The sequence below is a fragment of the Hahella ganghwensis DSM 17046 genome, from assembly GCF_000376785.1.
Taxonomy (GTDB): Bacteria; Pseudomonadota; Gammaproteobacteria; order Pseudomonadales; family Oleiphilaceae; genus Hahella; species Hahella ganghwensis.
In genome coordinates this window covers 26,017-39,765 of the sequence record NZ_AQXX01000103.1, presented here as the reverse complement: position 1 = coordinate 39,765, position 13,749 = coordinate 26,017, and the positions used below count along the sequence as shown (strand labels likewise).

General features: G+C 51.7%; 11 protein-coding genes. 10 read left to right on the top strand and 1 reads right to left on the bottom strand.

All coding sequences use genetic code 11. The annotated features are described in order from the left end of the window. The first annotated feature begins 10 nt into the window (after positions 1 to 10). From F566_RS35395 to F566_RS0110270, 10 genes are all read left to right on the top strand, one after another. Entirely contained in the window at positions 11 to 1,813 is a 1,803-nt protein-coding gene (locus tag F566_RS35395; RefSeq protein ID WP_020406915.1) for a PIG-L family deacetylase, read from the top strand. Positions 1,814 to 1,880: 67 nt separating this feature from the next. Next, positions 1,881 to 3,569 carry a M20/M25/M40 family metallo-hydrolase gene (locus F566_RS0110310; protein WP_020406914.1) on the top strand — a complete coding sequence of 563 codons (1,689 nt, stop codon included), beginning with the start codon at positions 1,881 to 1,883 and terminating at the stop codon, positions 3,567 to 3,569. Next, on the top strand, positions 3,566 to 4,642 hold the full coding sequence (locus F566_RS0110305; protein ID WP_020406913.1) for a Gfo/Idh/MocA family protein: 1,077 nt from the start codon (positions 3,566 to 3,568) through the stop codon (positions 4,640 to 4,642). Before F566_RS0110310 ends, F566_RS0110305 begins: the two co-directional genes overlap by 4 nt. A gap of 24 nt (positions 4,643 to 4,666) precedes the next feature. Next, positions 4,667 to 5,746, top strand: a complete 1,080-nt coding sequence (locus F566_RS0110300) for an N-acetylneuraminate synthase family protein (protein ID WP_020406912.1) — start codon at positions 4,667 to 4,669, stop codon at positions 5,744 to 5,746. Between the two features lie 3 nt (positions 5,747 to 5,749). Beyond that, positions 5,750 to 6,322, top strand: coding sequence for a GNAT family N-acetyltransferase (locus F566_RS0110295; protein WP_020406911.1), 573 nt, complete (start codon positions 5,750 to 5,752; stop codon positions 6,320 to 6,322). 24 nt (positions 6,323 to 6,346) lie between these two features. After that, positions 6,347 to 8,194, top strand: coding sequence for a cytidylyltransferase domain-containing protein (locus tag F566_RS37700; protein ID WP_157496730.1), 1,848 nt, complete (start codon positions 6,347 to 6,349; stop codon positions 8,192 to 8,194). A 61-nt stretch (positions 8,195 to 8,255) separates the two neighbouring features. After that, a complete protein-coding gene (locus F566_RS0110285) occupies positions 8,256 to 9,212 on the top strand; it encodes an NAD-dependent epimerase/dehydratase family protein (protein ID WP_020406909.1) in 957 nt (318 codons plus the stop codon). Next, a complete protein-coding gene (locus F566_RS0110280; protein ID WP_020406908.1) occupies positions 9,209 to 10,294 on the top strand; it encodes a mandelate racemase/muconate lactonizing enzyme family protein in 1,086 nt (361 codons plus the stop codon). The genes F566_RS0110285 and F566_RS0110280 overlap by 4 nt, the downstream gene beginning before the upstream one ends. Positions 10,295 to 10,324: 30 nt before the next feature. Beyond that, on the top strand, positions 10,325 to 11,242 hold the full coding sequence (locus F566_RS0110275; RefSeq protein ID WP_020406907.1) for a class I SAM-dependent methyltransferase: 918 nt from the start codon (positions 10,325 to 10,327) through the stop codon (positions 11,240 to 11,242). A gap of 11 nt (positions 11,243 to 11,253) precedes the next feature. After that, the gene (locus F566_RS0110270) at positions 11,254 to 12,522 is read left to right on the top strand and encodes a polysaccharide pyruvyl transferase family protein (RefSeq protein ID WP_020406906.1); all 1,269 of its coding nucleotides are present in this window, start codon (positions 11,254 to 11,256) and stop codon (positions 12,520 to 12,522) included. A 30-nt stretch (positions 12,523 to 12,552) separates the two neighbouring features. Here F566_RS0110270 and F566_RS0110265 read toward each other — a convergent pair whose 3' ends face one another. Beyond that, a complete protein-coding gene (locus F566_RS0110265; protein WP_020406905.1) occupies positions 12,553 to 13,740 on the bottom strand; it encodes a class I SAM-dependent methyltransferase in 1,188 nt (395 codons plus the stop codon). Between the last annotated feature and the right edge of the window lie 9 nt (positions 13,741 to 13,749).

Here is a 13,749-nt window from a genome sequence, read left to right as displayed (position 1 = left end):
CTGGATCATCATGGCTCCCAATCAGACAAAACAGAAGCAGGCCAATCATCAAGCAAGCGATAACACGTCTGTCCTGGTTGTATTTCGAGCTTCCTGTTCAGAGAAGATTGGCAGCGGGCATTTAAGGCGATGTTTCACTCTGGCCAGGCTTATGATGGATCAGGGGATCCAGGTGTCAGTGGTGACGGATGAGCAACCCTGTGCCAGATTAATCGCTGGTCTGCAGAATGATATCCCGGTCCGCTTCCTGTCTCCGGATATTCTGCTTGAAGATGGAGCCGCGATTCCTTCTCTTCTGGTGATCGACGCCCCTCTCAGTCAGCGGGAAGTATTGCAGAGTCCAACGGCTGTCAGGCTGATGGCGTCACTGGACCGGCAAGGTGTTTCTGTGGTGTGTCTGGGACATGGGGCGGTCAATAACTATTATGTTCGCGCCATGATTGACCTGTATCCGGCACAGAGAGTTCATTCCATCAATTACCTGGCCGGACCGGAGTATCTGATTATCCGGCCGCATTTTCGAGAGAAGAAAACAGAATCTCACAGCAATGCTCTGGAGAAAGTTGACCACCTGTTCGTGTCCATGGGAGGAACAGATCCATTTAACCTTACCCGAACCACATTGCGAATGCTGGGAGATATCCGTTTTCGGGGACAAATTCAACTGCTGCTCGGGGGCGCTTATTCGGGGAATCGGGTTGAACTGGAAGAGGAAGCCCGCTTATCAGCTCTGAATGTCGTGTTTCATGGCGAGTTGGATGCCTCGGAAATCTGTTCCATGATGGATCAGTGTCAGGCGGGGATTGTGGCCTTTGGAACGACAGCTTATGAAATGATGGTACTGGGTAAACCGGTGTTGTGTTTTACCCATTATCAATGGCAGGAATCCTCGGCACTACTGTTTACTGAGTTGGGGGCAATGTCCTATCTCGGGTGTGCGCAGGAAATGCCGGACAGACAAACGCTGACTGCGGTTGCTGGAACCTTTCTGGCGGACAGTCAACAACGCAAGATCATGGCCGAAATCGGCCCGGAAGTGGTGGATGGAAAAGGGGCAGAAAGAGTGACTGAGTTATTGCAATCCTATGCTGAGGAAGCTTCTTTACGCCAGCTCGACAGTTTGTTTGTTGTCGCGCATCCCGGCGATGAATTGTTTGGATGTGGTGGAATACTATTAAAACAAATCAAAGCCGGAAAAAAAGTAGGTGTGGTGGTGCTGGGAGAAGGCACAGAAAGTCGGTGGTCCGGTGAGGAGAATGAAGGCGAGAAACTGGGCGCCCAGCAGCAGATCAAAAGTACACTGCAGAAAGTTATGGAATCTCTGAAGGTCAGTGTCTGGTATTACTACCGTTTTGAAGACAACCGTTTTGACCGACACGACCTGCTTGATCTGGTGAAAGTGGTGGAACGGGTTATTGAGCGGCACCAACCTTCAGCCGTTTATACCCATCATCCGGCAGACCTGAATATTGATCATCGACGTACTTATGAAGCCACCTATACAGCGGCGCGGCCAACTGTCGAGAGCAGTGTGAAGGCTTTGTACAGTATTGAAGTGCCTTCGTCTTCCGATTGGGGGGCCGGGCTGGGGCATGGATCATTTTCGCCCAACTGGTTTGAAGATGTGGATGAGGTGCTGTCAGAGAAGCTGAAGCTGGTTGAGGCCTACGCCTCGGAAATCCGGAACGACCCTCATCCCCGGTCGAAAGAGGCGATTGAGGCCAGGGCCAGACATTGGGGGCGCCTGGCTGGATTGGATGCTGCGGAAGCGCTGGTGCTGCAACGTTGGGTCGCTTGCCCTGGCAGTTCGTGACAGAAAAATCTGTATATGACGGCACCTGTATGACAATGACTGTAAACACAAAGCATAAGGCGACGCTATGACGTCAAGTCTTGAAGACTGGTTAAAAGAACGCAGGCACAGCGATGAATTGAAACAATGGGCAGAAGGCCTGTTGTGGGAACTGTGTCTGGTGGATACCTCGTTGGGTAGCGACCTGGATCGCCTGAAAGCGGGGGAACGGGAGTGCTACAGAATTTTTGAAGAGGCCGTCAGGCCTTATCTTCCTGAAGAGGTTCTGATACGGGATTTGTCTGTTCCGGCGTCTATTGCCGATGACGACTATTACACGATTCCCTACTATGCCGGTGAGTTGAGCGGCGAACCGGAAAAGGTTTATGAGGGACGGGCAAACCTGTTGATCGACCCTTGCCCCGGGCAAGAGGGAGCCAACTGGTTGCTTAATGCACATATCGATACCGTCCCCCCTCACATTGAACCCAGCCGGCCTGAGCCGGGAAGAATTTCCGGGCGCGGGTCTGCAGACAACAAAAACGGTGTAGTGGCGGCAGGTCTGGTCGCACGCATGTTACATCAATGGCAAAGGGAAACCGGTCAGGAGCCCCAGGTTCCGGTCAGGTACATGGTGTCGATTGATGAAGAGATGGGGGGCAACGGTACACTGGGAGCGGTGACCCATCTGAACCTGGAAGACAGTCGGGTCGTGGTGATGGAGCCTTCCAATCAATTGCCATACCCCTCGAATCGGGGAGCTGTCTGGTTTGAGGTGACCCTGAATGCGAACTCCAGCAAAGCCAGGCGCCAGTACTACGGCTTATATGCTGACATTGCACGATCGCTCGCTGATGCTGGCCGCAGACTGAGAAGCAGTAGTCACCATCCTCTCTATCATGCCCAGAAAGATGCACAAACCTGCTTCGGAGTGTTGGGCGAATTTGGTCGGCATCCTTCGTCGGCCTGTGATCTCGTGAGCTTGTCCTGGCCAGTATCAGGGGCAGATGCACAAAGATGGTTGAAAAAGGCGCAGGAAACGGCTCAGAAACGGCTGGATGAGGCTGTGGCCGAAGGAAGGTTGACTCACTTGGCCCAGGACCCCGAGTGGTCTCTTGAGTCTGGAACGGATCCTCAGACGCAAACTCTGGTTCTGACCATCCATGCCCTGGGTGGTCATATGGGGTCTCATGAGAGAGATAGTGACGCATTGGCGAAAGCCGCAGAATTTATCGACGCCCTTTATGACGAAGGATTTGGTCTCCCCAAATGGCCGGAATCTCACAGTAGCATCTCGTTTGAAGGGGGGCAGGGGTTCCTTCCCGATAATCGTTTGGACAATGTTCAGGAGCTTTTGAGGCAGGCGTTTTCCGAGGGGGTATCCTCAGCATTAAATAAATATGATTTGAGCCAGGATGATATTCAGGGGCAGATCACTTTCGATAAATTACACAACGCTGCATTTTGCAGTGCCGATGATGCCCAGGGCGGTATCAAGCTGGCCAGGGCCATCGGTATTCTGAATGATTCGGAACCGCCGGAATTGAAAGGCTGGAAGGCCAGTTGTGATGCCCGTATATTTGCCCGTCAGAGCCGGGATGTAGTGACTTTTGGACCGGGCGCTCTGGAAGTAGCCCATAGTCCCCGGGAAACCATGCTGGTGGATGAAATTCTAGAGGCTGCGGTGATTGCTGTGCATGCCATATTGTCACCCGATTTGCCGATCATGGATTCTGCTGGCGAAGGTACATCAAACAGTGACGGAGTAACCTCATGAAGCTGGCGCTGGTGGGGCTGGGAACCTGGGCGGAGGCTGGCCACCTTCCGGTATATGCCGGCAAAAAACTTTCAGGTCAACTGGATGTCATCGCACTGTGCAGTCGTGATAAAGACAAGGCTAGCCAGTGGGCAAAACGTTTCCATATCGCCCATGCCTTTGATGATTTTGACAAGTTACTGGAACAATCCAGGCCTGATATTCTGGCAGTGACCACACCGGATTACGCTCATACGGAATTTGTGGTGAAAGCTCTGAACGCCGGATGCCATGTGGTTGTGGAAAAGCCATTGGCGACATCCCTTGAAGATTGCCAAAAGATACTGGAGGCGGCTGGCAAGGCTAACCGTCGGGTGATTACGCTGTATCACAAACGATCTGACCCATTATGGCAGGAAGCTGCCCGCAGAGTGCAGGAAGGCGTTTATGGTGAGCTGCAGGCGGGGTTCGCAACAATCCAGAACCCTGTGACTATACCGGCAGGAGGATATTTTGCCTCCGATTTTGCCAACCACAGTGACCCCAACTGGTTTCTGGGATCGCATTTTTACGACCTGATTCGTTATATCTCCGGTTTGAACCCTGTGGCGGTCAATGCCAGACGCTATGAGGGCACTCTGGCTGGAAAAGGCCTGAGCACAGTGGATGCCTACAAAGCCGATTTCATGTTCAGGAGAGCGGATGGGGAAGAGGCGTCGGTGTCATTTCTGTTGTCATGGAATCTGCCTGAACAGGCACCATCAATGACTAAACAATCCATGTTGCTACACTTTCAGTATGGAGAGTTGGATCTCGACGGCACACGCAGAGGATTCACGGAGCATGGGGCGGATGTCTATCGCTATGTAAACCCTTATTTTATGCGTCAAACCCCTGGTGGTTGGGCTGGGTATGGCGCCGAGTTTCTTGAGGAAGCGATCATGTCGATCGTTGACGAAAACTATCAGTGCTCTGTGTTACTGCCTTCTCTGGAGGATGCCTGGTGGGCATCTGCCATGGCGGAAGCGGTAGCCAAGTCTTGTGAGACGGAAAGCACGGAGCCTGTGAGACCACCACCTGGAGTTGCATTATGAAGTGGCAGTATAAAGGGGAGTTGAGTGTATAAATCCCAGTTTGACATTGGACAGCGTAGGGTCGGCACCGGGAAGCCCTGTTACGTGATAGCGGAAATAGGCTCCAATCATAACGGTCAGCTCGATACGGCAATAAAAATGGTGAAAGCCTGTGCTGAGGCTGGGGTGGATGCGGTCAAATTTCAGGATTTTTCCCGTGAGGATCTGTTTATTCCCCGGTTGCCGGAGGATGCTACGCCAGATTGGGGGCAACGGGAATCTCTACTGGAAAAGCGCTGGGATATTCTGCCGTTTTATAGTGCCGATCCGGATTGGTGGCCGATATTAGCGGAGCAGTGTAAAGAACTGGGGGTAGATTTTCTGTGTTCCCCGTTTAGTCTGGATGCCGTTGACCGTTTGGCTTCGATTCCGGTACCGGCGTTTAAGGTGGCATCGGGCGACATCACCTGGCTGGAACTGATCCGAAAAATAGCGGCCACGGGAATCCCTTTGATTCTCTCCACCGGCGCCTCAGATATTCATGACGTGGAAGCAGCGATCTCGGCAGCAACACAGGCTGGTTGTGAGCAATTGGTCCTGCTGCATTGCGTGTCCAATTATCCACCTAAATGGGAGGATGCGAACCTTCTGGCAATCAGGACATTGGCAGAAAGGTTTGGCGTACCGGTAGGGTTATCTGATCATACACCAGGTTCTACGTTGCCGGTTGCTTCGCTGTCGATGGGGTGTTGTGTTCTGGAGAAGCATGTCACCCTTGATCGAAGACAGGAAGGTCTGGATCATCACTTCGCGCTGGAGGTGCCAGAATTTAAGGTGCTGGTTGAAGATATCCGCAATGCAGAAAAAGCTCTTGGAAGTGGTGAGAAGAGCTGGGCCGCAAGTGAAGAAATAGAACGTTACTGGGTGCGTCGCGGGTTATGGGCGGCCAAAGATATTCGAGCGGGAGAAGTTATTCTCAGAGCTCACTTGCAGTGTGTACGCCCAGCCCAAGGATTGCCGGTTAATGCGCTTGATAGTGTTGTGGGAACCAAAGCAAAAAGCTTTATCAAAGCCGGGTATCCAATTCCCTTAGAACAGCTTGGCGGCGAAACGTCTGAGGATTAATCCATGGTTGCGGACAGCAGACACTTCAGTTTCAGAAGATTCCGTCATGCGGAAGATGCGGAGATGGTCTGTCGTTTTTTCCTTCAGATGCTCGACCAACAGTTTTCTTCCACATTTACCGCCCAGGCGTTGGATTCCTATCGCCGTAAATATTCCGAATCCAATATGTCTGAGCGAATTGCTCAGTCGAACGTCGTCATTGCCGGACTATTTGATGATGACAAATTGATTGGATTGGTCATCGGAGGTGCGCCCAATGGTGGTGTCGCCTCGCTTGATTGGGTGGTGGTGGCGCCGGATTATCAGGGGCAGGGACTTGGTCAGAAATTGATGCGATTCTGCTTCCATGAATATGCAGCCGTGGGAGCTCACAAAATTTTACTGTACACCGAAACGGAAAATGCCAAGCGATTTTATGAAAAGTGCGGCATGGCCCTGGAAGGGGTGCACCCGAATCACTGGTGGGGGCTGACCCATTACTGTCTGGCCATTCAAACGCGTTATCTTGACCCATTGAGTGAAAGCCCGGCCCAGGAGGAAGAGTCAGGGGATAACAAGGATGGTCCATTGCTATGACTAATTTGTTATGACCACTTTGCTATGACCCATAATAAATCCATGACAGGTATTGCTATCGTGGTCCAGGCCAGAATGGGGTCCAGTCGTTTGCCGGGCAAGATGCTGCTTCCCATTGCCGGCAAACCTATGGTCGACCTGGTGCTTGCACGATTAAGCCATTGTCTGAAGCCTGAAGGTCTGGCAGATCATCTAGTCCTGGCTACCAGCCAGCAACCGGCAGATGATTTGCTGGCTGCCCATGTCAAAGATCACTGGCCATCGGTGAGGGTGATCAGAGGTGCCGAAGAGGATGTGTTGAGCCGCTTTGTGATGGCTGCGGATGAAACCGGAGCAGACGTCATTGTGCGGGCCACTGGCGACTGTCCACTGGTCAATGCCGATGTTCTGCCCCGGATGATTGAATCGCATATCCATTCTGGTGCAGCCGTTACCAACTATCGACCCGGCTATGAGTACGTCGATAAAGGGCTGGAGGTCGTATCTGTCAGTTCGCTAAAACAGCTTTCGGCGGATAAGCGTGTCACGAAGAGAGATCGGGAGCACGTGACCACCATGTTCTATCAGCATCCAGAAGACTACCCAGTCAACTATATAGACAGTGAACCCTGGTTGAGGAGAGGGGATCTGCGTATCACTGTGGATGCCCCGGAAGATCTGGCGTTTTTTCAGGCATTGTCAGAAGCAATGCAAACCTCTCCTGATCAGATGGCGCTGAAACAGGTGGTGAACTTTCTCGACCAGCACCCGGATATTGTGGATATCAACACCGGCGCCGGGCGAAAGAGCACCATGCATGAACGAGTCCGAGTGGGATTCCGATGTGATGGCGGTGCCACTATAGGAATGGGACACGTGGTGGGGTGTTTGCGGATGGCGCAGCTGTTGTCGCAGAACCTGGCCTGGGGGATTGAATTTGTCTGTCGGGAAGAGTCGTCAGTAAAAAGGCTGGTGCAGAAGTGCGGTTACTCGGTTGAGATCTTACCTGAAGATATTTCACCGGAAGCAGACATTGAGCGCCTATTGGCAAAAGCCAAAGAGTCCGACTGGTCGGCATTGGTGATGAACTTATGCAAACGGGATTTGGAGCGCTATCAAATTTATTTCGAACGATTAAAATCTGATGGATTACGATTGGTATTTATGGATAACCCGTTGCCACCAGGATGGCGCAGTGGCGATCTGTTGATTAACGCTCTCCCACATCCCGATTATCCCGGTTATTGTCCTGAAGAACATGCCCATTGTCTGGACGGGCTGGAATACTTTCTACCCGGTGAGTACCTGTCGTCGCTTATCTCTTCGCCGTCTGTTTCTTCATTGCCTGCTTCGTCAAAACCTGCCCCGATTAAGAACATCCTGATTGCGATGGGAGGTGCTGATGAGCCTGATGTGTCTTCATTGGTTCTTAGAGGTCTGGCACAGGCTGGCTTCTCTGGACGTGTGGATATTGTGCTGGGGGCTGCCTGCCCGAATGTGGAGCAGGTGAAAGAAACGCTCACTGCCACCGGGTTAGACGGCGAAGTCAGTGTCAATGTCAGTGATTTACCAGAAAGAATGTGTCGGGCGGATCTCGGGGTTACAGCGGTTGGCCTGACGACATACGAAATGGCGGCTTTGGGATTGCCGGCACTGATTGTGGCGAACTCGGAGTTTAACGCTGAGGTTGCCAGGGAATATTGTCATCGTTATCCCATTGCGAGTCTGATCGGTCCCTGGAATCAGGTCACTGAACAGGATATTGCCCATCGCTTCCGGGAGGTGCAGACAGGTCAGGTTACCTGGATGGTAGAACAACAGGATATTCCGAAAGTGGGGTCCAGGCATAAAGACATACTCAAAGCATTTGAATCAATAGTATTCTCAAAATGAAACTCCTGCGTGTGCGTTACATGAAACGTCAACAAAGCCTAGAGGCGAGGCAGAATTAACCATGCAACATGTACTGCTAACCGGTGCCGGACAGGTCGGTGCTCAGATGATCAAGCTGTTACATCAGCACTATGGAGTGACTCCGGTGGTGATGGACATCCAGTTTAACTGGGAATACCTGGATACACTGGTTGAACGGGACTGGTTTATTCCGGTGGAAGGCTCCATCCTGGATACTGAGTTGGTGGAAGAAACTCTCCGCAAGTATCAAATTCGGCACATTTCCCATAGTGCTGCGGTGCTTCCCATGCGTGTGGGACATGACCCGCACCCGGGCTTTTTCGAAGTGAATGTACACGGGACTGCTGGTGTGATTTTTGCCGCCCTCAGACAAGGGGTGGAAAACTTCGTGATGTTCAGTACCAACGGGGTTTATCAGTTCCGGGAACACGGTGTTAGCGGTCCGGTCAACGAGGATTACCCGACAGGGTTGAGTGTTCACAATTCTTATGGCAACTCAAAAGCAACAGTAGAATACCTGCTGAAGGAATTGACTCTGGCCGGTCGGATTAACGGCCGTGTTCTGCGGCCTGGCGAGATTTACGGTCCTGTATTCAGTCGTCCCGGAGATACGGAAATTTATTGGAAGTCCATGTTTGATGCGGCCATACAGGGGCGTCCATTTACCTTGGAAGGCCATCCCGAACATCGGCTTGACTGGGTATATGGTAAAGATGTGGCTCAGGCGGCCACCACGTTATTGATGTCCGACGAGGTGCCCGGATTCGCCTACAATGTCACCTACGGCCAATGTATGGGGATATACGATATCAAAGATGCGCTGGACAAGCTGTATCCCGGCAATGAGGTTGTCCTGAAAGATTGTAGCCGCGGCGGATGGAACTATCCTTTGGATAATGGCCGGTTAAAAAAGGAACTTGGGGTGGTTCCGGCTTATGATCTTGAAGCGGGAATCAAGGATTATGCCGCCTGGCTGAATAGTCTGGAGAGCAAATGAAGATTACCGAAATCCGTCGACATTACATCTACGTTCCTTATAAGGCGCCCGTTGCTCCTTATTGGGGATGGAATGCTCCCTGCTACGGTGCCCATGCGGTAATCATCGAAATGCTGACAGATACGGGAATCGTTGGTATCGGTGAAACTGCCGGGAGAGAAACCGTTGAGTTTCACGCCCGTTGTGCAGAGGGACTGGAGGGACGTAATCCGCTGGCCATTAATGAAAACCTTGCGCTGTTGCGAGCAAGAGGCGAGAGGCCTGCTGCGATTTCCGGCCTGGAAATGGCAATGTGGGATATTCTTGGAAAAGCATCAGGAATGCCTCTCTATCAGCTACTGGGTGGAAAGTGCCGGGACAGAGTCAATCTTTGCGGTCTGATGGGAGTAAAGCCTCCGGAAGAGGCGGCAGATACAGCCGAACTCTATTATGACACCTGGGGATTTACCAGTATCAAGACCAAAGCTGGGAGAGCCATTGAAGAAGATGCAGCCATAGCATTGGCGATGCATGAGCGAGTAGGGAACAGGGTTAAACTGCGTTTTGACGCCAACCAGAACTATTCTCCTGCGGATGTCCTGGAACTCGCCAAAGTCTATCGCCAGGTGAATATTGAATATTTTGAGCAGCCTGTGCATCAGGATTTTCTGGATTCTTACGCATCTATGAGGGAGCCAGCCGGAATTCCGATCGCCCTGAATGAAAGTGTCGGTGATGCCCGTTCAGTGACGGGAATCATCAGGGCTAATGCCGCGGATGCACTGGTCGCAGACATTCCGGATGCTGGCGGTATTATGGAGGTATGTCGGTTGGCGGCTGTGGCAGATGCGGCTGATATTCCCTGTGCCTTTCACTGCTGGCACGATCTGGGGGTGAAAACGGCTGCGATGGCTCATCTGGTGTCGGCGCTTCCCGGATTTAGTCTCGCCAGTGATACGACTTACCACGGATTGGAAGAGGACATTATTTCCTCGCCGTTCAACATTACGGCTGGCGCAATATCTCCATCGGATCAGCCAGGGCTGGGCATTGAACTGAATCACGAGGTCATCGACCGTTATCGCAAAAAAGAAATCGATTAACCGTGTAAGGGGACAGGATTGGCAGAGAGCATGCAGCATACATTCAGTGAAAGTTTTCAGCACGGTGATCTGAAGGTCATTGACTGCAGAGACTGTGCCTTTAAGCATCTTTGGCCTTTACCCACAGAAGCGGAAATCAAGGAAACCTACGAAAAAAAATTCGGCGGTGAGGTCAGGTCCTATTTTCGTCAGCGAAAAGCTGAGGATGTAGAACACTGGCAGCGCGTATTTGCCCGTCGCGAAGCGGATTATGCAGACCTGTTACCAGGACTGGAAAACCCCCGTATTCTTGATGTGGGCAGTGGTGTCGGTGATTTTCCTGCTTATTTCAGGGAACGCGGATGGGACGCCTGGGGGGTGGAGCCCAGTCGTGCATTTCATGAGGATCTGCGGCAAAGGCAGATTAGTATCATCCCATCGATGATTGAGGATATCACTGAAGATGAGTGGCGTCGTATCGGCGAGTTTGATGTTATCAACATGTCGATGTTTCTGGAACATGTACTGGATCCGCAGGCGGTTGTTCATCAGGTGGTGAGAGCGCTTAAACCCGGTGGAATTCTCTCGGTGGAATGCCCCAATGATTTTAATCCCATGCAGATGGCGGCAGTCCAGAGTAATAAACTGCAAATGTGGTGGATCAACCGGCTGCACATAAACTACTTTGATTTTGAATCTCTGGAAAATCTTTGCCGTGCCGAAGGCTGCGAACCGGTACAGCGTTCCACTCAGTTTCCTCTGGAAAGCTTTCTGCTGTTCGGAGACAACTATGTCGGTGACGATGCTCTGGGCAGACAGGTTCACAAGAAACGCATGCGATTTGAAAAATCCCTGGTCGATTCCGGACAGGCCGTGATTCTTGCCAGTATGTATCAAGCTCTGGCGGCAACAGGTGTGGGGCGCCAGGCGATTGTATACACCAGAAAATCCCATGCAGAACAGGCGTGATAGAGACCCGTATGATGAAAAAGATTTTGATTTATGGATTCTTCGGCATTGAAAACGCCGGTAATGAGGCCATGCTGAAAGCATTTTGCGAGCCTATACGCACCGCTTTGGGGAATGATCAAGTGGAGTTTGTGGTGGCTTCCAGGCACCCCAATGCCAACTATGACAAGACTTACGGGGTTCGAACCATTCCCAATTTCGAGCACTCCAACCGGGAGTTGGCGGCCGGTCGCTGGCTGCGGAGCCTTAATCCGGACGATTCTGGGGAGTATCTGGCGTTTGTGAAAGAAGTGGCTTCATCGGATCTGGTTGTCCTTGGGCCTGGGCAGTTTTTGGTGGAAACAGGAACGGCCGGGATGTTAAAAGGCGCTTTGGGTCAGGCTTTGGCGGTTGTATCTGCCTGTCTGTTGACCCATACCCCGGTCTATGGTTTGGCGCTGGCCTGTGAAGACCTGAAGTCTCCCTGGGCCAAACTGGTTGTTCAGCGTCTGCTTCCGGCATTGTCCAGTCTGACATTCAGGGACCCTAAGTCACCCAAGAACCTGAATGATGCTGGTATCGCGATTCCTGAGCATGCGGTGCTGGGAGATCTGGCTCTGGCCGGGCAGCCCGCTGATGCTGACAAGGCCCTGGCATTATTTTCAGAAGAGAGGATTCCCGAAAGAAAAGGGCCGCGTCTGGCGGTCGCACTAAGAAATATCTATTGGCTGGGAATTGATCAGGATGCACACCGGCAAAAGGTTGCCGAGGTGTTGGCGGACTGGCTGGCTCAGGAAGATCGGGACGTCGTGATGATTCCCCAGAATGTATATGACGTTGACGGACGGCGGGATGATGACCGGCTGGAAGCGGAACTGACCTGCGCATTATTGCCGGAATCTCTGAAGTCTCGTGTGTACAGGGTGCAGGGTAAGCATGAGGCGGCAGCCATAGAAGCCATTTATGGCCAGTGTGATGTCACGCTGAGCACCAGATTGCATGGTTCTGTATTTTCCTGCAAACAAGGCACGCCGCCGGTGATGTTGACCTTTATGGATAAAACCCGTGGCTTCTTTTCACGGATTGAACATCCGGAGTGCATGCTGGGGCTGGAAAGTTCTGCCAACGATATCAGTACTCTACTGGAATCTTTTCTCCAGCGCCGTGATGCCCTTTCCCAGTCGTTACTTACCAAGGTGGCAGAGATCAGAAAAACCAGTTCTGAGTATTCACAACGGGCGCTGAAATTACTGGAACAGGAAAGTAGCGAGCGTAAAAATTGGGCGGCCGGATTGTTCTAGCGGGCTGTTGAAAAAGCGCGCTGTCGTCGTTTATTCATGGGCGAATCTTGAGCTTTCCAGGTCGTATAGTCTGATGATCTGGACGGATTCGTCTTCCCAGTGTTGTATACGCTGATATATTTCTTCCTGAAAAGCCCGGCTGGAAATCACCACGGCATCTGCCTGTCCTTTATCGTAATCCTCAGGATTCTGGACTTTAAAACCGAAGGCTGTGTCACCCCACTTTTTGGGATTGGAATCGACCAGTGCGACCAGATTCAGGTCGCTGAGCAAAGTGTTTCTTAATAGTATTTCAGTATGGCTGCCTGCGCCGTAGATCACCACTCTGGGTTTCGGGTCTCTCAAAAGCGGTTTCAGTTTCTGATTGATTTTTCCCCGCTCCGATTCAATCCGCCGGTTGTATTCCAGAATGCTGGCTTTGACTTGGTCTTTCTGGTTTTTCAGGTGAAAAGGGGCGGTTGAATCCTGGTGTTGAATTTTCCGGCCTATCGAAATAAACGACCGGGGAAATTTTTCATGAGCCGTGGTAGTCAGCGTTTCAAAGCCGGTCTTCTCAAACAGCATTCGCAGAGCGACGGAAGAGAAATTATGCAGGTGCTCTAAAATAAACAGATCGGCGGCGGTGTCGTACTCCAAGTCGTCCAGATTGGGGACTCGGACATAAAGATATCCCCCGATATTGAGCAACTGGTTTACCCGTAGTAGAAACTCGGTAGGGCTTCTGACATGTTCAAGTACTCCTCCCATGAATAACAGATCGTAGCGCTGGTCGGTCTCGTAATCTTCCAGCATGCATTCATGGACATGGAAACCGAATAGTTCTCGTGCAACCTGTGCTGAATCCGGGTTGGGTTCCAGGCCTTCCACATCCCAGCCTTCTTCTTTTAAGCGATGGGACATGTAACCCGTATAGCACCCAACCTCAAGTGCTCTTTTCCCATCGCCTTTACCCGCATGTGAAGTAAGCAGGGCAGCATCGGCGGCGTTCAGTCCTTTGCTTTCTCCCCGTGATACCTGAAAGGATTCCCGTTTCTGGCCTCGATAAAATTCACGGATTTCGTCGGCTGTCAGACTGGGATTGTTATAGACATGACCACAATCCTGACAGACACAGGTCAACACCGGATACCATTGAGAGAGGTTCGGGGACACCCAGCGGTCCTGTCGGACCACATCAAACTGCCGGCTGTGGCAGATATCGCAATTGACTGCTTCCATAATGATTCA

Bases quoted from the DNA above. Each gene is read 5' to 3' on its own strand.
- F566_RS35395 (WP_020406915.1), top strand. From the start codon at position 11: ATGGCTCCCAATCAGACAAAACAGAAGCAGGCCAATCATCAAGCAAGC.
- F566_RS0110310 (WP_020406914.1), top strand. From the start codon at position 1,881: ATGACGTCAAGTCTTGAAGACTGGTTAAAAGAACGCAGGCACAGCGAT.
- F566_RS0110305 (WP_020406913.1), top strand. From the start codon at position 3,566: ATGAAGCTGGCGCTGGTGGGGCTGGGAACCTGGGCGGAGGCTGGCCAC.
- F566_RS0110295 (WP_020406911.1), top strand. From the start codon at position 5,750: ATGGTTGCGGACAGCAGACACTTCAGTTTCAGAAGATTCCGTCATGCG.
- F566_RS37700 (WP_157496730.1), top strand. From the start codon at position 6,347: ATGACCCATAATAAATCCATGACAGGTATTGCTATCGTGGTCCAGGCC.
- F566_RS0110285 (WP_020406909.1), top strand. From the start codon at position 8,256: ATGCAACATGTACTGCTAACCGGTGCCGGACAGGTCGGTGCTCAGATG.
- F566_RS0110280 (WP_020406908.1), top strand. From the start codon at position 9,209: ATGAAGATTACCGAAATCCGTCGACATTACATCTACGTTCCTTATAAG.
- F566_RS0110275 (WP_020406907.1), top strand. From the start codon at position 10,325: ATGCAGCATACATTCAGTGAAAGTTTTCAGCACGGTGATCTGAAGGTC.
- F566_RS0110270 (WP_020406906.1), top strand. From the start codon at position 11,254: ATGATGAAAAAGATTTTGATTTATGGATTCTTCGGCATTGAAAACGCC.
- F566_RS0110265 (WP_020406905.1), bottom strand. From the start codon at position 13,740: ATGGAAGCAGTCAATTGCGATATCTGCCACAGCCGGCAGTTTGATGTG.